Origin of the sequence: Serratia sp. SSNIH1 (assembly GCF_002935055.1) — a bacterium.
GTDB lineage: Bacteria > Pseudomonadota > Gammaproteobacteria > Enterobacterales > Enterobacteriaceae > Serratia > Serratia nevei.
In genome coordinates this window covers 2,875,133-2,894,764 of sequence record NZ_CP026383.1, presented here as the reverse complement: position 1 = coordinate 2,894,764, position 19,632 = coordinate 2,875,133, and the positions used below count along the sequence as shown (strand labels likewise).

Sequence of the window (19,632 nt, the reverse complement as noted above, 5' to 3'; positions counted from 1 at the left end):
AAAAACAGAGGAAGACGCATGCATTTTGACTTTATCGATCTGCGACTGTTGGCGGCGGTGCTCGAGACCGGCAGCATCACCGCCGGCGCCGAGCGCGTCGGGCTATCGCTGGCCGCCGCCAGCGCACGCATGCGCGGGCTGGAGCAACAGGCCGGCGTGGCGTTGCTGACCCGCAATCCGCGCGGCGTCCAGGCGACGCCCGCCGGTGAACGCCTGTTGCAACACGCGCGCGTGCTGCTGCAACAGCGCGACCGGCTGCGGGGTGACATGGCCGAGTTCGCGCCAGGCCAGCGCAGCCAGCTGCGCATCGTCGCCAATACCGTCGCCGCCGACGCTTTTCTGCCGGAGCTGCTGGCGGATTTTCTGGTGCTGCACCCACACACCGACATCGCGCTGGAGGAGCTGCCCAGCCCGGTCATCGCGCAGGCGATCGCCGAACAGGCGGCGGATATCGGCATCGTGGCGGATCACGCCGATCTGCGCGGGCTGACAAGCTACCCTTTCCGGCAGGATCGTCTGGTGCTGGCGCTGCCGCCGGGGCATGCGCTCAGCGGCCGCCGCACGGTCAGCTTCGCGGACACCCTGTCTTTTGAGTTTATCGGCCTGCCGGAAGAAAGCGCGCTGCAACAGCATTTGGAGCAGCTGGCGATACGCAGCGGCGGCCCGATGCGGCTACGGGCGCGCGCCGCTAATTTCGACGCCATCTGCCGCATGGTGCGGCGCGGCGCCGGGCTGGCGGTGGTGCCGGAAGAGAGCGCCCAACGCCATCCGCAGATCCGACACGGCGCCCTGCCGCTGACGGACGATTGGGCGACCCGGCGCCTGTCGCTGGTGGTGCGCGAATGGGCGCAGCTGCCGCTGCCGACGCAGCGGCTCGTGGCGTTCCTGCGCCAGGGGGAAGGCGGAATTACAGGTGATCGTTGAACCAGGCGATCTGACGGCCGATGATGCCGGCGAAATGCGGGCCGGCGTACATGTCATAGTGCTTCGCATTCTGCTCGACATGCAGCGCCTTCTTCGCGCTGCCTACCGCCTCATACAGTGCGATGCCCTGCTCCGGCGGATTCACGGTATCGCCGCCCGCCACCACCACCAGTACCGGACATGTGACTCGCGCCGCATTGTCACGCGGCTGATAGCGCAGCGTTTCGCGCACGGTCAGGAACGGGATCTTGATGTCCATCGCCGGGTAACGCACCTTGTTCTCCTCGAAGAACGCCTTCGACTCGTCATCGCTCAACACCCGGGTGACGGCGACAAACATCTCTTTGCCGGTGGCCTGCTGCTTCTCCGCCATTTTGTCCAGCGTGGCGATGAACGTCTGTTTTTCGTCGGCGGCCATTTTCCCCGTCACGATGGTTTCCCCGTCGGCGAAGGCCAGCTGGCTAACGACGCATTTGATGGCCGGCTCGGCCGCGGCAGCGCCGAACACGTGGCAGCCGCCAAACGACGTGCCCCACAGGCCGATGCGCTCGCTGTCGATCTGCGGGTGCGTTTGCACCCACCGGCTCACCGCCAGGATATCCTCAATCTGCAGCGCCGGTACCAGCCGCCCGCGTTCACCCTCGCTGGCGCCGAAGCCGCGATAGTCAAACGTCACCGCCGCAAAACCGGCGTTGACGAAGGCCTCGGCAAAGGCCGGCAGCAACAGCTCCTGAATGCCGCAGAAGCCGTGGCACAGAATAATCGCCGGAACCTTGGCCGGGTTATCAGGTAAACGAACTGTTACGGCCAGGCCGTTTTCCATTTTATGCGTGGTTAATGCCATGTTAACTTACTGTTTTTTATAGGTAAGGTAAAAATCAGGCTAACATTAATCCCCGAATGAACGCCGCCAGTCAATAACCCAATGTAACAATTTACAATGTTAATGATTCCCCGGCTCCGCACGCAGCCGCGCCACCTGCGCCTCCACGTCGCGCCAGGCCGGTTTGTCGCCGGCATAGCGTTGGCGCAGATAATTCACCAGCGCCGTCACCTGCCGATCGGAAAAGCTGTCCTTAAAGCCCGGCATAAATCCCAATTCGGCGGTGGCCGGCTTGGGGATCCCTTGCAGGATCACCTTGATCAGGTTATCGGGGCGATCGCTGAAGATATTGGTGTTATTGGCCAGATCCGGGCTGACGCCGAACAGCTGCGGCCCGCCGGCGGCGGCACTGTGGCAGGCCTGGCAAGCGCCCTGAAACAACCGCTCGCCGGCCAGCTGCCCCGCCGCCGGCAAAGCACGGGCCGCCAACTGCGCCTGCGGTTCCACATTCAGCGTCGCCTTGGTGCTCAGCGACATCACATAGTTGGCCATCGCCCGCAGATCGCTCTGCGGCAACGTCGCCAGTTCGCTGACCACCGGCCCCATCGGCCCGGCCGCCACGCCGTGCTCGGCAGAATGCCCGCTGCGGAAGTACTGAAACAGCTGCTCCTCGGTCCAGGGCTTGTCCGCATTGGCCAATTGATTCAGCGCCGGCGCTTCCCATCCGTCCACTATCCCCCCCCGCCAGGAAAGCCGCGCCGCCCTTTTCTGCCCCCAGCAGATTGCGCGGCGAATGGCAGGCGGCGCAGTGGCCGAGCCCGTTGACCAGATAGGCGCCGCGATTCCACTGCGCGCTTTGTTGCGGATCGGGTTGAAATTCCCCCTGGCGCAGGAACAGCGCGTTCCAGCCGGCCATCAGCGGCCGCAGGTTAAACGGGAAGCGCATCTGATTGGCCGGATTGCTCTGGCGCACCGCCGGTTGCGACATCAGATAAGCGTACAGCGCCTGCATGTCGCCGTCGGTCATTTTACTGAATGCGGTGTAAGGAAATGCCGGATACAGATGGCGGCCGTCGCGGGCGATGCCCTGGCGCATCGCCCGATCGAACGCGGTAAACGACCAGTTGCCGATGCCGGTTGCCACGTCCGGGGTAATGTTGGTGCTGTAAAGCGTGCCGAACGGCGTCGCCATCGCCAGCCCGCCGGCGTTGGTCGCCCCTTCCGATGCGGTATGGCAAACCGCGCAGTCTCCGGCGGCGGCCAACTGGCGGCCGCGCTCCAGCGTGGCGGCCGACCAGGTGCCGGCGCCGGGCGTCGCCACCGGCGCGATCTCCGCCCGCCACGGCAAAGCGCTGCCCGCGATGCCCAGCACCGCGCCGAACAGCCCCGCCGCTCCGCCGAACCACCATTTGCCGCGCTTCTTTTTCTTGGGCGGTGCGGCCTGCCGCTCGGCGTCCGGCCCGTTCAGCGCCTCTCGCAGCTTATCCGAGGTGATCGGCAGCTCGCGAAAACGAATGCCGGTGGCGTCGAACACCGCGTTGGCGATGGCCGCCGCGCTGGGCACCGACGCCGACTCCCCGGCGCCCAGCGGCGGATCGTAAGGGCGCGGCATCATCATCACGTCCACCTCCGGCACCTCCGGAAAGGTCAGGATCGGGTAAGCCCCCCATTCTTTGGCGGAGACCGTCGATTCCTCAAAGGTCACACGTTCTTTCAACACCCGGCTGGTCGATTGCAACACGTTGCCGTGAATTTGGTGGCGCACGCCGTCCGGGTTGACCATCATGCCCGCATCGTGGCCGACCACGATGCGCGTCACCGCCACTTCGCCGCTGGCTTTGTCGATAGCCACGTCGGCCACCCAGGCGGCCCAGGCCGCGCCAAAGCCGGGAAACTTGCTGTGGATGTAACGGGCGTAGGCAAAGCCGCGCCCGCGCAGCACGCCGTCTTCCGCCGGGGTCTGCATCGGTTCGGTATGCGGCGTCCAGCCGGCGCGCTCTGCGGTGCTGCGCATCAGCTCACTGGCGCGTTCGTCATGGATATAGCGCAGCCGGTATTCCAGCGGATCGACGCCGGCGGCGTGGGCCAGCTCATCGATATAAGATTCGTGAGCGAAGGTGTTCGGCAAGGCGGAAACGCCGCGCATCCAGGAGGCGCGCACGATCGGCGCCATGTCCTCGATGCTGACGCGCAGCGCCGGATACTCATAAGGCGGCACCGAGGTACGGTCGCCCATTTCATAGGCCACCGGCAGCGGTTCGACCCGGCCGGTCAGCAGCAGCGCCAGCGTCGGCGCGCCGTTGGAAGGATAATAGGTGCGAAAGTCGTAGGCGACCGGGTGCCCGGCGGCGTCCAGCCCGCCGTCCACTTCCATCAGCTGCGCCGTGCCCTTCGGTTCCCACACATGTTCTTGTTCGCGGGTCAGCTGCACCCGCACCGGCCTGCCCACCGCGCGCGACAGCAGCGCCGCGTCGGCGCAGACGTCATCGGCGCAATTGCGGCCATAGCAACCGGCCGCCTCCATGCGAACGATCTCGATCTGCGCTTCCGGGTATTCCAGCAGCCAGGCCAGATCGGCGCGCAGCAGGTGTGGGTTCTGGCTGCCTGACCAGACCTGCAGGCGCTCCGGCCGGTAGTCCGCCAGCGCGCAGGAAGGGCCAATCGAGGCATGCAGCTGATACGGCCACAGGTAGCTGCGGGTGAAACGCCTGTCGGCCGCCGCCAGCGCCGCGTCCACATCGCCGGTATCGTGCACCACCCGGGTCGAATGCGGGTTGTCGCGCAGCGCCTGCGCCACGTCGGTCATCTGCGGCAAATTGCGCCGCCAGTCTTTCCAGCTGACCTGCAGCGCCTGCGCCGCCTTGATCGCCTGCTCTTCGCGCTCGGCGACAATGCCGATGAAATCGCCGATCACCACCAGTTTGACGATGCCGGGAATATGCGCGATCGAGGTTTCGTCCACCGCCAGCAGGCTGGTGCCGACAAACTCGCCGCTGTCGTACCCGGCATAGGGCGGCCGCACCACCCGGCCGTGCAGCATGTTCGGCAGGCGCATATCGTGTACGTAGGTGGTTTCACCGGTCGCCTTGGCCGGAATATCGACGCGCGCGGCGCTGGTGCCCACCAGGCGATACTCCGCCTGCGGTTTCAGCGGCGCGTCGCCGGAAATCGACAGTTCGACATGACCGCCGGCCACCAGCTCGGCGTAGCTGAGCGCCTGCCCCTGCGGGCTGCGGATCACGCCCTCCTCCAGCGTCAGCTGTTCCACCGGCGCATCGAAGCGCTGCGCCGCCTGGCGCAACAGCCAACGGCGCGCTTCGGCGGCGGCGTTGCGCAGCGGCACGGCGGAGATCTGCAGCGTGGCGCTGGCGATGGTGGCGCCCTGATTCGGCGCGCGTTCGGTGTCGCCCAACACCATTCGCACCTGATCCATGCGCAGGTACAGCTCTTCGGCGACGATCTGCCCGAGCGCGGTGCGCACGCCGGTGCCGAGATCGACATGGCCGTTAAAGGCATAGATTTCGCCGCTGCCGCACAGGGCGATAAACAGCCCTTGCTCCTTGGGCTTCAGCACCGGCGTTTGCCCTTTGGGCACCGGCCCCGACGGCGGTTGCACGCTGTCGACGATCAGCAGCACGCCGTCGCGCTGCAGCAATTCGGCCTGGCTCGGCGATGAGGGACGGGAATCAGTCATGGGCGTGGGCGTCCTCATCGCGGCAGAGAATGATGGCGCGCTGAACCGCACGCAGGATTTCGAGATGGGTACCGCAGCGGCACAGGTTGCCGGACAGCGCCTGACGGATCTCCGCCTCGCTCGGGGCGGGATTGCGATCCAACAGGGCTTTGGTGGTCATGATCATGCCGTTGAGGCAGTAGCCGCATTGCGCCGCCTGCTCTTCGATAAAGGCACGCTGCACCGGGTGCGGGCGCTGGCGATCGCCAAGGCCTTCCAGGGTCACGATCGCCCGGCCGGACACGCCGAGCGCCGGGATCACGCAGGAGCGCGCCGCCACGCCGTCGATCAACACGGTACAGGCGCCGCATTCGCCCAAGCCGCAGCCGTATTTCGGGCCGTTGAGCGCCAGATCGTTGCGCAGTACCAGCAAGAGCGGCGTATCCGCCATCACCTGCGCATGCAGCTGTTCGCCGTTTACCGACAGCATCAGCGGATGCTCCGTCAGCGTGGTTTTCGCGCCTTCCCTGGGCGACTGCACTTCAGATATCGCCATTGTTCGCGTCTCCGCCTGCACTTGATGGTCTTATGGGCTGGCCTCTCGCCACCGACCACCAGGCAACCGACGTTGCGCGGGCGAATCAGCCGGTGGGCGGATCTTCCAGCATTTTATTCAGCAGGAATATCAGCGCTATCCGTTCGGCCGGGTTGAGCGTGCCGAACGTCAGCTCTGTAATTTTCGCCGCCTGCGGCACCGTTTCCGTCAGCAGCACGGCGCCGGCGTCGGTCAAGCCGACCACCACCTTGCGCCGATCCACCGGATCCGGCGTCACCGTGATCAGATCGCGCGCCTTCAGCCGCTCGACGATGCCGCGTATGGTGGCCTGATCCACCGCCGTCACCTGCACCAGCTCGGTCAGCGAGCTCGGCCCCATATCGCGCACCGCGCACAGGGTGATGAACTGCACCGCCGTCAGCTGCGAATCGCCGACGTTTTGCTGGAAAATCGCCAGGTGGCGCTGATAAACCTTGCGCAGCAGGTGCCCGACTTGCTCGGTAAAATGATAATTTTCGGGTTGGCCGCTCACGGCTGACGGGTATTCGGGGGGCGTCATTGCGTTACTCTCACCATCTATGGAATCCACGAGAATAGTACAAACCCCCGCCGTTGGCAGCAACGATTACGCCCGGCGCACGCGCGAGGCCTCCGGCGCCACCACTTCCCCGTCCGCCACCACCGTTTGCCCGTCGAGGCGGATGTCGCAGCGGCGCAGCGCGATGTCCATATGGCAAGGCGTTTTGCGCGTGCCGCCCACTTCGGTATTCGGCCCGGTGGAGAACAGGAAGTTACCGTAAAACGCGCGCGCGTCCATGCACATGCCGTCGTTCTTGTCGTGCAGGCCCATCGCCGTCCACTGGGCGCGCGGCTGCAGGCCCCAGCCGATGTGCGAGATGCCGTACACCTCCGGATCGTCAAAGTATTTCATGTATTCGCGCAGGTATTCCGCCTCGAAACCGCCGTGAATGCGGGTAACGAACCCTTGTTCGATCTCCAGCGTGATGCGTTCGCGCGCGTAGCTTTTAAACGGCAGCAAGATATCGCCGACCTCCAGCACCAGCACCCCTTCCGCCTGCTCCTCATTCGGCCAGGTGAACAGGAAGCCGCTCGGCCAGTGATCCCAGCGCCCCGGTTCATCGGCATAGCCGTACTCGGTCACCGTCGGGTATTGCCCGAGCGGCGCGCGGAAATCGCTGCCGGCGGCGGAGGTCACCTGCATCAGCTTCGCCTGCTCCAGCACGGCGGCGGCGGCCAGCACCCGCGCCTTGTCCTCCGCGTTGGGCAACAGGCGCGCCAGCACCTCCGGCGGCTCCACCGCCAGCAGGATGCGGGTGCCGGTTTTCAGGATTTGCTCCTGCTCCGGCGAATGCAGCAGCATCATGGTATCGACGATCAGGTCGGCGGCCTCCAGCGCACGCTGCGCCGCCAGGTTGCCGGTCAGCGCGGTATCGCCGCAATAGGCGGTCATGTCGTTGCCCATCGCCCGCGGATGGTTGAACGCCGGCAGCTCGACGGCATACACCCTGGCGCCCAGCCGCAGCGCCGCGTCGGTCGCGGCGCGCACCGTGCGCGCATCGGAATAATGGCTTTTCAAGATCGCCACGCTCTGCGAAGCATCGACCTTCGACAGCGTAAGCACCTGCTCGAACAGCTGTACCAACTGGGTTTCATTGACCGCCATGGCCTGTCTCCTGTCTCGTCAAGGGTGTCCGACGCCCGCAAGGCGGCGGTGATTTTTCAAACAATTTAAAGTGATCACACTCATTTTTATCTAAGTCAAAAAAGCAAAGGAAAGCAAGCTGCGACTATCCATCATAAGAAAGTCCTATTTCATCCCTCTACAATCCTGTGATTAACATGAGTTTAACAGTAATGCGCCGTCAATTAGCGTGAGCAAGATCTGATTTAACACTTTTGCAACTTTGCGTTATCTAGCGCATACACTATAAATCGAACGTCCAGCCACGCGTTGGGCCTACGCTGAAAAAAGCCAACAGACAGGGGAAACATGATGAGCAAACAACCACGCATCGCCGTCGTCGGCGCCGGGCTGGGGGGCGCCGCCGCCGCCGGGCTGCTGCAAAAAGCCGGCTTTACCGTCGATCTGTATGAACAGAGCCCGGCGTTCTCGCGCCTCGGCGCCGGCATTCACATGGGGCCGAACGTCCTGAAGATTTTCCGCCGGCTCGGCATTGAGCAGCGGCTGGAGCAGATGGCGTCTCATCCCGATTTCTGGTTCAGCCGCGACGCCGAGAGCGGCGACTATTTGTCGCGCATCGAACTGGGCGCCTTCGCCCGCCGGGAGTACGGCGCTGCCTATGTGACAGTGCATCGCGGCGATTTGCAGGCGTTGCAGCTTTCCGCGTTGCAGCCCGGCACCCTGCACTTCGGCAAATGCCTGAGCAAGATTGAAGATCGCGGGGACGAGGTGGTGCTGAACTTCGTCGACGGCACCTCGGCCCATGCCGACATCGTGATCGGTGCCGACGGCATCAATTCGCGCATCCGCGAACATCTACTGGGGGCGGAAGCGCCGACCTACAGCGGCTGGGTAGCCCACCGCGCGCTGATCCGCGGCGAGAAGCTGGCGAAATACAACCTGACGTTCGAAGACTGCGTGAAGTGGTGGTCGGCGGATCGCCATCTGATGGTCTACTACACCACCCAACGGCGCGACGAGTATTACTACGTGAGCGGCGTGCCGCACCCGGCCTGGGATTTCCAGGGCAGCTTCATCGACAGCAGCCGCGAAGAGATGTTCGAGACCTTCGCCGGCTACCACCCGATCGTGCAGGCGCTGATCGAATCCAGCGAGCAGGTCACCAAATGGCCATTGCTGAACCGCAAACCGCTGCCGCTGTGGAGCGAAGGCCGCCTGGTGCTGCTCGGCGACGCCTGCCACCCGATGAAACCGCACATGGCGCAGGGCGCGGCGATGGCGATCGAAGACGCCGCCATGCTGACCCGCTGCCTGCAGGAAACCGGCCTCGGCGACTACCGCACCGCCTTCCAGCTGTATGAAGCCAACCGCAAGGAGCGCGCATCCAGGGTGCAGGCGGTGTCCAACGCCAACACCTTCCTGCGCACTCAGGAAGATCCGGCCTGGGTCTACGGCTATGACCTGTACGCGCAAGCGCTGAAATCGGAGAACGCCGCATGAGCACCTTCCTCTACGGCGCCCACGTTCACGCCAACGGCATTCGCCAACATTACCTGCGCTACGGCGGCCACGGCCCGGCGCTGATCCTGATCCCCGGTATCACCAGCCCGGCGATCACCTGGGGCTTCGTCGCCGAGCGGCTGGGAGAAAAATACGACGTCTACGTACTCGACGTGCGCGGCCGCGGTTTGTCGTCCAGCGGCCCGGAACTGGCTTATGACGCAGAGACCTGCGCGCAGGACGTCAACGCCTTCGCCGCCGCGCTGAACCTGGCCAGTTACGCCCTGCTCGGCCATTCGATGGGCGCCCGCTTCGCCCTGCGCGCCGCCGTTTTGCAGCCCGCCGGCGTGCGGCGGCTGGTGCTGGTCGATCCGCCGGTTTCCGGCCCCGGCCGCCGCGCCTATCCCGGCCAATGGCCGTGGTACGCCGACTCGATCCGGCAGTCGCTGCCGGGCATGAGCGCCGAGCAGATGCGCGCCTTCTGCCCGACCTGGAGCGAAGAGCAGCGCCGGCTGCGCGCCGAGTGGCTGCATACCTGCTACGAGCCGGCGATCCAACGCGCCTACGACGATTTTCATCAGGTGGACAGCCACCGTGACTACCCGCTGCTGACCCTGCCGACGCTGCTGATCGCCGCGGGCAAAGGCGGCGTCATTCAGCCCGAAGACCGGGCGGAGATCCGCGCGCTGCAGCCGGAGATCGCCATCGTCGAGGTCGAGAACGCCGGACACATGATCCCGTGGGACGATTTCGACGGCTTCTTCCGCGCCCTGGGCGATTTTCTGGATTAACTGAGGAACACCGACATGAGCAACCACTACCGCATCGGCCAGATCGTGCCCAGCTCCAACACCACGATGGAAACCGAGATCCCGGCGATGCTGGGCGCGCGCCAGCTGATACGCCCGGAGCGTTTCACCTTTCACTCCAGCCGCATGCGCATGAAACACGTCAATAAAGAAGAGCTGGCGGCGATGGACGCCGAGTCCGATCGCTGCGCGCTGGAGCTCTCCGACGCGCGGGTCGACGTGCTCGGCTACGCCTGCCTGGTGGCCATCATGGCAATGGGGCTGGGCTACCACCGCGAATCGCAGGCTCGGCTGGCGCAGGTGACGAAAGACAATCAGGCCGCCGCGCCGGTTATCAGCAGCGCCGGCGCGCTGGTCAACGGCCTGAAGGTGATCGGCGCCAAACGCATCGCGCTGGTGGCGCCCTATATGAAACCGCTGACCCAGCTGGTGGTGGACTACATCCAGCACGAAGGCATTGAGGTCAAGGTATGGCGCGCGCTGGAGATCCCGGACAACCTCGACGTCGGCCGGCACGATCCGGCCAGGTTGCCGGGGATCGTCGCCGAGATGGATTTACGCGAGGTCGATGCTATCGTGCTGTCCGCCTGCGTACAGATGCCTTCGCTGCCGGCCGTTCCGACGGTGGAAGCCCAAACCGGCAAACCGGTGATCACCGCCGCCATCGCCACCACTTACGCGATGCTGACCGCGCTGGAGCTGGAACCGATCGTCCCCGGCGCCGGCGCCCTGCTGTCCGGCGCCTATTGAGGAGGCAGAATGAACGACACCCTCAGCGACAACTATCGCGGCGTCTGGGGCCAGCGCCTCGGCTTCGGCCGGCGCCCGGCGCTGCTGGCGATCGACTTTATGCAGGCCTACACCACCGAAGGCGCGCCGCTGTTCGCGCCGGGCGTGGTGAGCGCGGTCGAGGAAAGCCGCGAGCTGCTGGCCTGTGCGCGCCGCACGGGAATTCCTGTGATCCACACCCACATCCGCTATCATGCAGGCCATTTTGCCGATGGCGGCCTGTGGGTCAAAAAAGCGCCGGTGATGAAGGACATGGTGGCGGGCAACCCGCTGGCGGCGTTCTGCCCGCCGGTGGCGCCGCTGGCCGATGAGGTGGTGCTGAGCAAGCAATACGCCAGCGCCTTCTTCGGTACCGCACTGGCGCCGCTGCTGGTGGCGCAAGGGATCGATACGCTGCTGATGATCGGCTGCTCCACCAGCGGCTGCATCCGCGCCAGCGCGGTGGACGCGGTGCAACACGGCTTTCGCGCCATGGTGGTGCGCGAGTGCGTCGGCGATCGTCACCCCGGCCCGCACGAAGCCAACCTGTTCGACATCGACAGCAAATACGGCGACGTGGTGCACAAACGGGAGGCGCTCGACTACCTGAACCGGTTATGAGTCAACGATTCACCTGCAACGACAATAACGAAGGCGCAGACAGCGCTTCACGCGACCGCCCGAAACAGGGCGGCGCCCATGCAACGCAAACACAACAGGCGCCTCCTGCGGAGGCCAACACGCACCACCTGGAGACAACATCATGGCCATTGTCGACACCCCGCTGGCGGGGAAAGCGGACGCAGAATCGCTGCTGCTGTACCGCAAAATCACCTGGAAACTGATCCCGTTTCTTTGCCTGTGTTACCTGGCGGCCTACCTCGATCGCATCAACGTCGGGCTGGCCAAGCTGCAGATGGCCGACGCGCTGCAGCTGAGCGAAGCGGCCTTCGGCCTGGGCGCCGGGCTGTTCTTCGTCGGCTATATTCTGTTCGAGGTGCCGAGCAACCTGATCCTGCAGCGCGTCGGCGCCAAAATGTGGATCGCCCGCATCATGATCACCTGGGGGCTGTTGTCCACCGCCACCATGTTCGTCACCACGCCGACCCAGTTCTACGTCATTCGCTTTCTGCTCGGCGTGGCGGAGGCCGGTTTTCTGCCCGGCGTGCTCTTTTACCTGACGCTGTGGTTCCCGACCTATCGCCGCGGCCGCATCATCGCGCTGTTCATGATCGGCCTGCCGCTGTCCAGCGTAATAGGCGGGCCGCTCTCCGGCTGGATCATGGGCCATTTCGACATGCGCCACGGGCTGCACGGCTGGCAGTGGCTGTTTTTGCTGGAGGGCATTCCCAGCGTGCTGTTGGGCGTGCTGACCTTCTGGCTGTTGCCTAACACTTATCAGCAGGCCAATTGGCTGACGCCCGAGGAGAAACAGCGCATCGCCGACGATTTGGCGCGTGACGACGCCGAGGCCGATCACGGCAAGCACAGCTTCCGCGACGGCTTCTTCAACCTGAAAGTGTGGATGCTCGGCGGCATCGACTTCGCCATTCTGCTCAGCGCCTACGCCATGGGCTTTTGGATGCCGACCTTCATCAAAACCGCCGGCGTCACCGACATCACCACCATCGGCTACCTGACGGCGATCCCCAGCGTCGCCGCCCTGCTCGGCATGCTGCTGATCGGCAGCAGTTCCGACCGACTGCGCGAACGGCGCTGGCATATCATCGTGCCGTTTATCGTCGGCGCGCTGGCAATGGCCGGCAGCACCTTCTTCACCCACAATGCGCTGGCCACGGTGCTGCTGTTCTCCATCGCCCAGGCGGCGATCATCGGTGCGGTGCCGGTATTCTTCAGCCTGCCGGCCACCTTCCTGCGCGGCACGGCGGCGGCGACCGGCTTCGCGCTGGCCTGTTCGCTGGCCAACATCGCCGGGCTGGTGAGCAATTCGCTGATGGGGCTGGCGCTGGATCTGACCGGCAAGAGCGGCGGCGCGCTTTGGGCCTTCGCCGGCTGCCTGCTGCTCAGCTCGCTGCTGGTGGTGGCCCTGCCGGCCAAGGTGGTGAACCGCTGAATTAATGATGGGGGCGCAATATTTTGCGCTCCGACATTACCGCCCAGAATCTGAATAATAGGCGTCTATGTGTTCTTGAGCTTTCTTTCTAAGCCCGCAAGATGGAGGAAATGCAGCGATTGATATCAAAAGAAATACCCCCCAGAGAACAAAAAGCGCGAATCCAAAAAGAGGATCGCTTCTGAGGTTAACAAAGGAAGCTATCAAGAAAGAAAACGAAAACAGCATCATCCAGAATGCATCTTTATATCTTCTTTTTATTTTCCCCTCATCGACAAAGACCTTCCCACTCTTCAACGACATGAAAAAATTAAATTTACTGAAGTATTTGGGGCCCAGTAACTCATGGGAGTTCATGATAATTTTAATCATTTCATTCTGTATGTGTGAATTACTGATTCCAATGATTTTTTTAATTGACGTGCGCTTTATTTCAAAATCAACAATCTTCGCATACTCTTTTTCCGCAATGCCGTTTTTCTTCTCAGCAACCAGCCTTTTACGATAACGATCTGACATTAAACCAAAGAGTTTTATTGAGGAAATATCACGAAAAAGCCATCTAAAAATAAGAAAGATGGCGCCTAATGCCATGACATTTAAAGTCCCACTTTGGAACGTTGATAAAATCCAATTTCCAATTTTCAGTAGCTCCTGCATATCCATGTTCCTTTCATGTTTCAATCAAGATCGCCAAGTAAAAAGGCGCAATCTCCTGCGCCTTTTACTCTGCATGAGCACACTCGCGGTTACTCGTCCTTCAGCCCGCGGTTGATCAGCATCGGTTCGATGCTCGGCTCTTTACCGCGCCAGTCGATGTACAGCTTCTCCAGATCCTGGCTGTTGCCGCGCGACAGGATCATGTCGCGGAAGCGCTGGCCGTTTTCGGCGGTCAAGCCACCGTGTTCGGTGAACCACTGGAAGGCGTCGTCCGCCAGCATTTCCGTCCACAGATAGGCGTAGTAGCCCGCGGCGTAGCCGTTACCCCAGATGTGCTGGAAATAGCTGGAACGGTAGCGCGGCGGCACGTAGCTGAGATCGACCTTGTCTTTTTGCAGCGATTCGGCCTCGAACTTGTCCACGTCCTGCTGCGGTTGGTCGGCGGTCAGCATGTGCCAGTGCATGTCCAACAGCGCGGCGGACAGCAGCTCGGTCATGCTGTAGCCCTTGTTGAACTTGTCGGCCTTCTTGATCTTGTCGACCAGTTCCTGCGGCATCGCCTCGCCGCTCTGGTAGTGCTTGGCGAAGTGGCTGAACACTTTCGGATCGCTGACCCAGTGCTCGTTGAACTGCGACGGGAACTCGACGAAGTCGCGCGCGGTGTTGGTGCCCGACAGGCTCGGGTATTCCTGATCGGCGAACATGCCGTGCAGCGCATGGCCGAACTCGTGGAACATCGTGATTACGTCGTCATACGACAGCAGCGCCGGCTGGCCCGGTGCCGGTTTGGTGAAGTTGGCGACGTTGTAGATCACCGGCTTGGTGCCGTTGAGCTTCGACTGATCGACGAAGTTGCTCATCCAGGCGCCGCCGCCCTTGTTGTCGCGCTTGAAGTAGTCGGTGTAGAACAGCGCCAGCGATTTGCCGTCCTTGTCGAACACTTCATACACCTTGACGTCCGGCTGGTAGACCGGAATGTCCTTACGCTCTTTGAAGCTGATGCCGTACAGCAGGTTGGCGGCGTAGAACACGCCGTTGTTCAGCACGTTGTTCAGCTCGAAGTAAGGCTTGATCTGCGACTCGTCCAGATCGTACCTGGCCTTGCGCACCTGTTCGGCGTAGAACTGCCAGTCCCAGGCCTGCACCTTGAAATCGCCTTTCTGCTGGTCGATCACCGCCTGAATGTCTTTGGCTTCACGCTCGGCGCGCGCGGTGGCCGCCGGTACGATGTTGCGCATAAAGCTCAGCGCGGCATCCGGTGTCTTGGCCATCTGGTTTTGCAGTTTCCAGGCGGCGTAGTTCGGATAGCCCAGCAGCTTGGCCTGTTCGGCGCGCACCTTGGCCAGACGGGAAATGGTCTGGCGGGTATCGTTGCCGTCGCCCTTCTCCGCACGCGTCCAGGAGGCGTCGAACAGCGCTTGGCGGGTATCGCGATCTTTCAGGCTCTGCAGCAACGGCTGTTGCGTGGTGTTTTGCAGCACCAGCAGCCACTGTTTCTCCAGCTTGCGTTCGGCGGCCGCCTGGGCCGCCGCAGCCAGCTCGCCTTCCGACAGGCCGTCCAGCTTCGCCGGGTCGGTTATCGCCAGCGCGCCGTTTTTGCTCGCCGCCAGCAGTTTGTTGGTGAACTGGGTGCTCAACGTCGCCGCTTCCTGGTTCAGCGCCTTCAGCTTGGCCTTGTCGGCGTCCGACAGGTTGGCGCCCGCCAGCTCGAAGTTCTTGTAGGTCACTTCCACCAGCCGCCGCGATTCCGGATCCAGCTTCAGCGCATCGCGATCCTGATAGATGGCCTTGATGCGAGCGAACAGCTTGCCGTTGAGCATGATGTCGTCGTTCAATGCCGCCAGCTTCGGCGAGGTTTCTTCATCCAGTTTCTGCAGCGCGTCGCTGGTGTTGGCCGAGGTCATGGCGCCGAACACGTTCATCACCCGCGTCAGCAGCGAACCGGCCCGTTCCAGCGCCACGAAGGTATTCTTGAAATTAGGCTTGGCCGGGTTGTTGGCGATCTTCTCCACCTCTTCCCGCTTTTGCTTGATGCCCGCCTCGATCGCCGGCGCGTAGTCGCTCTCCTTGATCAGGTTGAACGGCGGCGCCTGGAACGGCAGACGGCTTTGATAGAAGAACGGATTCTGAGTCTTTTGCTTGTCGTGCTGATTGGCTTCACCGGTCACGGTAGCCTCCTTCGCCTGGCCGCTGGGCAGCGCGCTATGGTCGGCGTGAGGTTGGGTTTCTGCTGCCAGTGCCTGCGAGCCCAGCGCCATGCCGATCGCCAGCACCAATGTGGATAAACGCATCAAATCGAAACTCCTCCATGTTCACGGAATAAGGTCTCGGGGAATGGCTCCCTCAGAGTCATCACCTAGCTTAGGCGCAGTTGGCAGTTTGAGCAAAAACAAGTGATTAGAAGTTAGCCGCCGCGCCAACCTGCTGTATCAGGAACGTCAGCAACGCGCGCGTTTTGGCCGGCAGATAGCGGCGGCCGGGGTAAACGGCATACAGCTGCAACGGCGCCGGCGGCAGTGCCAGCGGCACCTCAACCAAACGGCCGTCGGCCAGAAACGGCCGGCAGCCGAGCTCGGAAAGCATGGCGAACCCCACGCCGGCCAAGGCCGCCTTCAGCGCCATCTCCCCGCTGTTGACGCGATAGCGCGCATTGACCGGGACGGTAACGAAGGTTCCGTCCGGGCGGACGAACTGCCACGGCATCCCCTTCAGCGCATCCACCGTGCTGATGCAGGGCAATTGCGTGAATTGTTCAATCTCCGACGACGGCGACCACTGCGCCAGCAACGCCGGAGCGGCCACCACGATGCAGGGGAAAGACGCCAGCGGTTGCGCGACATAGTCGCTGTCGTCCAGCATGCCCCGGCTGATCATCACCGCCAGATCGACATCGTCGAGCAGCGACGTCATACCCGCCAGGTTGGTCACGCAGCTGATTTCGATCTGCGGATGCTGCAGGGCGAACGCCGCCAGCGGCTCGCCCAACAGGTATGGCCCCACTTCATTGGGCACGCACAGGCGCAGCGGCCCGCGCAGCTGTTGCTGCCGCTCGCTGAGGGTTTGCGCGGTGTGTTCCAGCGACGCCAGCAGCGGCTGGGTGCGTTCATGCAACAGCTGGCCGTTCGGCGTCAACCGCATCGAACGGGTGCTACGTTCGAGCAATCGCTGCTCGAGCTGACGCTCCAGCTGAGAGATGTAGCGGCTGACGTTGGAAGTCGGCATCGCCAGCGCTCGCGCCGCCCCGACGAAGCTCCCCTGTTCCACCACCGCCACGAAAATGCGTAACAGATTTAAATCCAATTTGGCGCGCATGATTATCCCTAATTTGATAACAAACTATGCCATTTCTACCATCTAATCCCGACCAACGCCAAACGCTACACTGCCGGCCTGATTCTGCAACCGATGGATGCTTATGACACCCGCGAGAAAGCTGACGGCGATAGCGCTGGTCATCGCCTTTATTCAGTTCACCAATGCCCTGGAATACATGGTATTCAACCCAATATTCCTCTACATGGCCGCCGATTTTTCCGTGCCCGTCAGCTTCGCCGGCTATGTCAGCGCGGCCTATACGCTGGCTGCGGTGATTTCCGGCATCGGCGCATTTTTCTGGATCGGCGGCGTTGAGAAGCGGCGCTTTCTGCTGCTCAACGTCACGCTGCTGGGCGTGACCACCTTATTGATCGCTGCAACCCAGCAGTTTTACTGGCTGCTGGCACTGCGGCTGTTGGCCGGGCTGTTGGGCGGCACCACGATGGGCGTCGGGATCGGTCTGCTGCTCAACGCCGCACCGGCCGCGCTGCACGGCAGAATGTTGGCGACGGTGATCGCGTCCTTTTCGTTAGTGAGCATTGTCGGCATGCCGGGCATGCTGTACCTGTGCGAAGTGGCAAGCTGGCGCGCCGCGCTGGTGACTATCGGCGGGCTGTGTCTGCTGGCGGCCGTCTTGGTCGCGCTGTTCGTTCCCAGGGATGCGCCGCAGCCACGGGCTACCGCGCCCGTCGCGCTCGATCGCCGGTTGCTGCTGTTCGCCGCCGCCGCCGGCCTGACGCAGTTCAGCCCGATGCTGCTGATCCCGGTGCTGGCGCCGCTGCTCACCCAGCGGCTACAGGTGGCAGACGCGCATTTGCCCTGGCTGTTTCTCATCGGCGGCGTGGCCGGCTATCTGGCGACCGTTCTGGCGGGCCGCTGGCTGCAACGCTTTGGCGTCGTGACGCTGACGGTGGGCGCCACGCTGTTGCTGCTGGGCAGCCTGTGGCTGGCGGCGCGCGGTGGCGATCGCGGCGAGCTGTTCATGGTCGCGTTTCTCGCGGCGGCCTATGCGCGACTGGTGGCGATCTCCTCCCTGAGCATGCGCTGGCCGGACGCTCGGCAGCGCGCCGCCTTTGGCGTACTGCAAACCGCCCTGATACACCTGAGCGCCACGGCGGCCTTCCTGCTCTCCTCCGCGTTGCTGAGCAGCGGCCTCACCCCGCTTAGCCTGCAACGCCTGTTATGGCTGTGCGCGCTGAGCGCGGTCGCCGTCGCGCCGCTCAGCGTTTGGCTGCAGGCGCGGCTGCGTCAGCGCGGCGCCTGATAAACCACCTTGCCGTCCACATAGGTGCGATAAATGTTGCGATCGTCCCCCAGCGTCATCAGCACGAACCCTTGTTCCGCCGACGTGGCGCTGTTGGCGTAGCGCAACTGCTGCAGCGGCGTGACCGCCGGATCGAGCACCACGAAATCCGCCTCTTTGCCGACGTTGAAGTTGCCGATTTTGTCGTCCAGCGCCAGCGCGCGGGCGCCGCCCAGGGTGGCGTGATAGAACGCTTCTACGGCGGAGAGCCGGTAATGCTGCAGCTGGCCGACTTTGTACGCCTCGCCCAGCGTACGCAGCATATTGAAGGTGGTGCCGGCCCCCACGTCGGTACCGATGCCGAGCTTCACCCGCTTGCGCCAGACCTGCTGCAGATCGAACAGCCCGCTGCCGAGGAACAGGTTGGAGGTGGGGCAAAACGCGATTGCCGAGCGGGTCTCGCACAGGCAGTCCCACTCCTGCTCCTCCAGGTGCAGGCAGTGGGCGAACACGCTTTTGCCGCCGGTCATGCCATAGCGGTGGTAAACGTCCAGATAGCTTTGGCTCTGCGGGAACAGTGATTTTACCCAGGCCACTTCCTGCGGATTCTCGCTCAGGTGCGTCTGCAGCCAAACGTCGGGGAATTCTTCGCGCAGCCGCTGCACCTGCGCCAGCAGCGCCGGGGTACTGGTGGGCGCAAAGCGCGGCGTAATGGCGTAACCGAGGCGGCCTTTGCCGTGCCAGCGCTCGATCAGCGCACGCGTCTGGCGATAACTTTGCTCCGGCGTTTCCAGCAGCGCCTCCGGCGCATGGCGATCCATCATCACCTTACCGGCGATCAGGCGCATGTTCAGCGTTTGCGCCTGGGTGAACAGCGCATCGACCGACTGCGGATGCACGCTGCCGAACACCAGCGCGGTGGTGGTGCCGTTGCTCAGCAACTCCCGCAGAAAGAAGGCCGACATCTCGTCGGCGTGCTGCTCGCAACCGTAACGGCTTTCGGTCGGGAAGGTGTAATTGTTTAACCAGCCCAGCAGCTGGTCGCCATAGGCGCCAATCATTTCGGTTTGCGGGTAGTGGATGTGGGTATCGATAAACCCCGGCACGATCGGTTTGTCGCGATACTCCGTGACCGCGAAACCCGGCGGCAACAGCGCCTCACCCTGCTGCCAGCTGCCGAACCAGACGATGGTGCCCTCGTTGAGCAGCAACAAACCGTCGGGAATGTGCCGCAGGCGTTCGTCAAGCTGTTGCGGTTCCTCCACGCAGGCGGTGATATCAAAAAAATTGCCACGAATAGCCGTAGTGAATTGCAGTGCCATTATTTTCTTCCTTGTGACGACCGGCCAGGCTCACCCGCGTAATAATCTTCGCTGATGAAACAATGCCTTTTATTATCCAAACTCAAAGACCGGGTTAAGCATAGCAAGCCGTGTGCCAATAGGCGGCCATGAAATATATTTCCATTTAAAAACAGAGATATATTAATTTAATCAAAGAAAACCAACCGATGAAAAAGAATAAAACACGAGGCGGCCTTCAGCGGCAGACCAATAGCAACCGTTTGCTTGCCGGAATAACACCGTGCCGCTGCACCTTTACGGGGCAAGCGGATAATTTCGCG

Annotated in this window: 15 protein-coding genes and 1 pseudogene; 7 read left to right on the top strand and 9 right to left on the bottom strand. The window is 62.9% G+C overall.

Going from position 1 to position 19,632, the window contains the following annotated elements; all coding sequences use genetic code 11:
- The first annotated feature begins 18 nt into the window (after positions 1-18).
- Positions 19-924 (top strand): LysR family transcriptional regulator, encoded by a 906-nt coding sequence (locus C3F38_RS14030; protein WP_038880638.1) that lies wholly within the window; start codon positions 19-21, stop codon positions 922-924.
- Here the strand turns inward: C3F38_RS14030 and C3F38_RS14025 are convergent.
- From C3F38_RS14025 to C3F38_RS14005, 5 genes and pseudogenes are all read right to left on the bottom strand, one after another.
- Positions 908-1,768: an alpha/beta hydrolase gene (locus tag C3F38_RS14025; protein WP_047727621.1), complete on the bottom strand. Its 861-nt coding sequence runs from the start codon at positions 1,766-1,768 to the stop codon at positions 908-910. The genes C3F38_RS14030 and C3F38_RS14025 overlap by 17 nt on opposite strands.
- 99 nt (positions 1,769-1,867) lie before the next feature.
- Positions 1,868-5,441: pseudogene (locus C3F38_RS14020) on the bottom strand (molybdopterin cofactor-binding domain-containing protein).
- Positions 5,434-5,976 (bottom strand): (2Fe-2S)-binding protein, encoded by a 543-nt coding sequence (locus C3F38_RS14015; RefSeq protein ID WP_038873997.1) that lies wholly within the window; start codon positions 5,974-5,976, stop codon positions 5,434-5,436. The pseudogene C3F38_RS14020 and the gene C3F38_RS14015 overlap by 8 nt, the downstream one beginning before the upstream one ends.
- An 85-nt stretch (positions 5,977-6,061) precedes the next feature.
- Positions 6,062-6,535 (bottom strand): MarR family winged helix-turn-helix transcriptional regulator, encoded by a 474-nt coding sequence (locus C3F38_RS14010; RefSeq protein ID WP_033634451.1) that lies wholly within the window; start codon positions 6,533-6,535, stop codon positions 6,062-6,064.
- 66 nt (positions 6,536-6,601) lie between these two features.
- The gene (locus tag C3F38_RS14005; protein WP_038873994.1) at positions 6,602-7,660 is read right to left on the bottom strand and encodes a 2,5-dihydroxypyridine 5,6-dioxygenase; all 1,059 of its coding nucleotides are present in this window, start codon (positions 7,658-7,660) and stop codon (positions 6,602-6,604) included.
- Between the two features lie 327 nt (positions 7,661-7,987).
- Between C3F38_RS14005 and C3F38_RS14000 the strand changes: the two genes are divergently transcribed.
- The 5 genes from C3F38_RS14000 (at position 7,988) to C3F38_RS13980 (ending at position 12,790) form a co-directional block, all read left to right on the top strand.
- On the top strand, positions 7,988-9,139 hold the full coding sequence (locus C3F38_RS14000) for an FAD-dependent monooxygenase (protein ID WP_033645813.1): 1,152 nt from the start codon (positions 7,988-7,990) through the stop codon (positions 9,137-9,139).
- The gene (locus tag C3F38_RS13995; protein WP_038873990.1) at positions 9,136-9,930 is read left to right on the top strand and encodes an alpha/beta fold hydrolase; all 795 of its coding nucleotides are present in this window, start codon (positions 9,136-9,138) and stop codon (positions 9,928-9,930) included. The genes C3F38_RS14000 and C3F38_RS13995 overlap by 4 nt, the downstream gene beginning before the upstream one ends.
- A 66-nt stretch (positions 9,931-9,996) precedes the next feature.
- A complete protein-coding gene (locus tag C3F38_RS13990) occupies positions 9,997-10,698 on the top strand; it encodes an Asp/Glu racemase (RefSeq protein ID WP_170310522.1) in 702 nt (233 codons plus the stop codon).
- Between the two features lie 9 nt (positions 10,699-10,707).
- On the top strand, positions 10,708-11,337 hold the full coding sequence (locus tag C3F38_RS13985; protein WP_055312376.1) for an N-carbamoylsarcosine amidohydrolase: 630 nt from the start codon (positions 10,708-10,710) through the stop codon (positions 11,335-11,337).
- Positions 11,338-11,479: 142 nt separating this feature from the next.
- Complete coding sequence (locus tag C3F38_RS13980) at positions 11,480-12,790, top strand: MFS transporter (RefSeq protein ID WP_038873983.1); 1,311 nt, start codon at positions 11,480-11,482, stop codon at positions 12,788-12,790.
- Between the two features lie 36 nt (positions 12,791-12,826).
- On the opposite strand, the gene C3F38_RS13975 is transcribed toward C3F38_RS13980, so the two are convergent.
- From C3F38_RS13975 to C3F38_RS13965, 3 genes are all read right to left on the bottom strand, one after another.
- Entirely contained in the window at positions 12,827-13,450 is a 624-nt protein-coding gene (locus C3F38_RS13975) for a hypothetical protein (protein WP_055317344.1), read from the bottom strand.
- A gap of 89 nt (positions 13,451-13,539) precedes the next feature.
- Complete coding sequence (gene dcp, locus C3F38_RS13970) at positions 13,540-15,741, bottom strand: peptidyl-dipeptidase Dcp (RefSeq protein WP_055317345.1); 2,202 nt, start codon at positions 15,739-15,741, stop codon at positions 13,540-13,542.
- Between the two features lie 106 nt (positions 15,742-15,847).
- Positions 15,848-16,762: a LysR family transcriptional regulator gene (locus C3F38_RS13965; RefSeq protein WP_055317346.1), complete on the bottom strand. Its 915-nt coding sequence runs from the start codon at positions 16,760-16,762 to the stop codon at positions 15,848-15,850.
- Between the two features lie 103 nt (positions 16,763-16,865).
- Between C3F38_RS13965 and C3F38_RS13960 the strand changes: the two genes are divergently transcribed.
- On the top strand, positions 16,866-18,029 hold the full coding sequence (locus tag C3F38_RS13960) for an MFS transporter (protein WP_038873972.1): 1,164 nt from the start codon (positions 16,866-16,868) through the stop codon (positions 18,027-18,029).
- Here the strand turns inward: C3F38_RS13960 and guaD are convergent.
- A complete protein-coding gene (gene guaD, locus C3F38_RS13955; RefSeq protein ID WP_055317347.1) occupies positions 18,014-19,330 on the bottom strand; it encodes a guanine deaminase in 1,317 nt (438 codons plus the stop codon). The genes C3F38_RS13960 and guaD overlap by 16 nt on opposite strands.
- Positions 19,331-19,632: the final 302 nt, after the last annotated feature.

Coding starts and splice junctions, on each gene's coding strand:
- C3F38_RS14030 (WP_038880638.1), top strand. CDS start 19: ATGCATTTTGACTTTATCGATCTGCGACTGTTGGCGGCGGTGCTCGAG.
- C3F38_RS14025 (WP_047727621.1), bottom strand. CDS start 1,768: ATGGCATTAACCACGCATAAAATGGAAAACGGCCTGGCCGTAACAGTT.
- C3F38_RS14015 (WP_038873997.1), bottom strand. CDS start 5,976: ATGGCGATATCTGAAGTGCAGTCGCCCAGGGAAGGCGCGAAAACCACG.
- C3F38_RS14010 (WP_033634451.1), bottom strand. CDS start 6,535: ATGACGCCCCCCGAATACCCGTCAGCCGTGAGCGGCCAACCCGAAAAT.
- C3F38_RS14005 (WP_038873994.1), bottom strand. CDS start 7,660: ATGGCGGTCAATGAAACCCAGTTGGTACAGCTGTTCGAGCAGGTGCTT.
- C3F38_RS14000 (WP_033645813.1), top strand. CDS start 7,988: ATGATGAGCAAACAACCACGCATCGCCGTCGTCGGCGCCGGGCTGGGG.
- C3F38_RS13995 (WP_038873990.1), top strand. CDS start 9,136: ATGAGCACCTTCCTCTACGGCGCCCACGTTCACGCCAACGGCATTCGC.
- C3F38_RS13990 (WP_170310522.1), top strand. CDS start 9,997: ATGGAAACCGAGATCCCGGCGATGCTGGGCGCGCGCCAGCTGATACGC.
- C3F38_RS13985 (WP_055312376.1), top strand. CDS start 10,708: ATGAACGACACCCTCAGCGACAACTATCGCGGCGTCTGGGGCCAGCGC.
- C3F38_RS13980 (WP_038873983.1), top strand. CDS start 11,480: ATGGCCATTGTCGACACCCCGCTGGCGGGGAAAGCGGACGCAGAATCG.
- C3F38_RS13975 (WP_055317344.1), bottom strand. CDS start 13,450: ATGCAGGAGCTACTGAAAATTGGAAATTGGATTTTATCAACGTTCCAA.
- dcp (WP_055317345.1), bottom strand. CDS start 15,741: ATGCGTTTATCCACATTGGTGCTGGCGATCGGCATGGCGCTGGGCTCG.
- C3F38_RS13965 (WP_055317346.1), bottom strand. CDS start 16,762: ATGCGCGCCAAATTGGATTTAAATCTGTTACGCATTTTCGTGGCGGTG.
- C3F38_RS13960 (WP_038873972.1), top strand. CDS start 16,866: ATGACACCCGCGAGAAAGCTGACGGCGATAGCGCTGGTCATCGCCTTT.
- guaD (WP_055317347.1), bottom strand. CDS start 19,330: ATGGCACTGCAATTCACTACGGCTATTCGTGGCAATTTTTTTGATATC.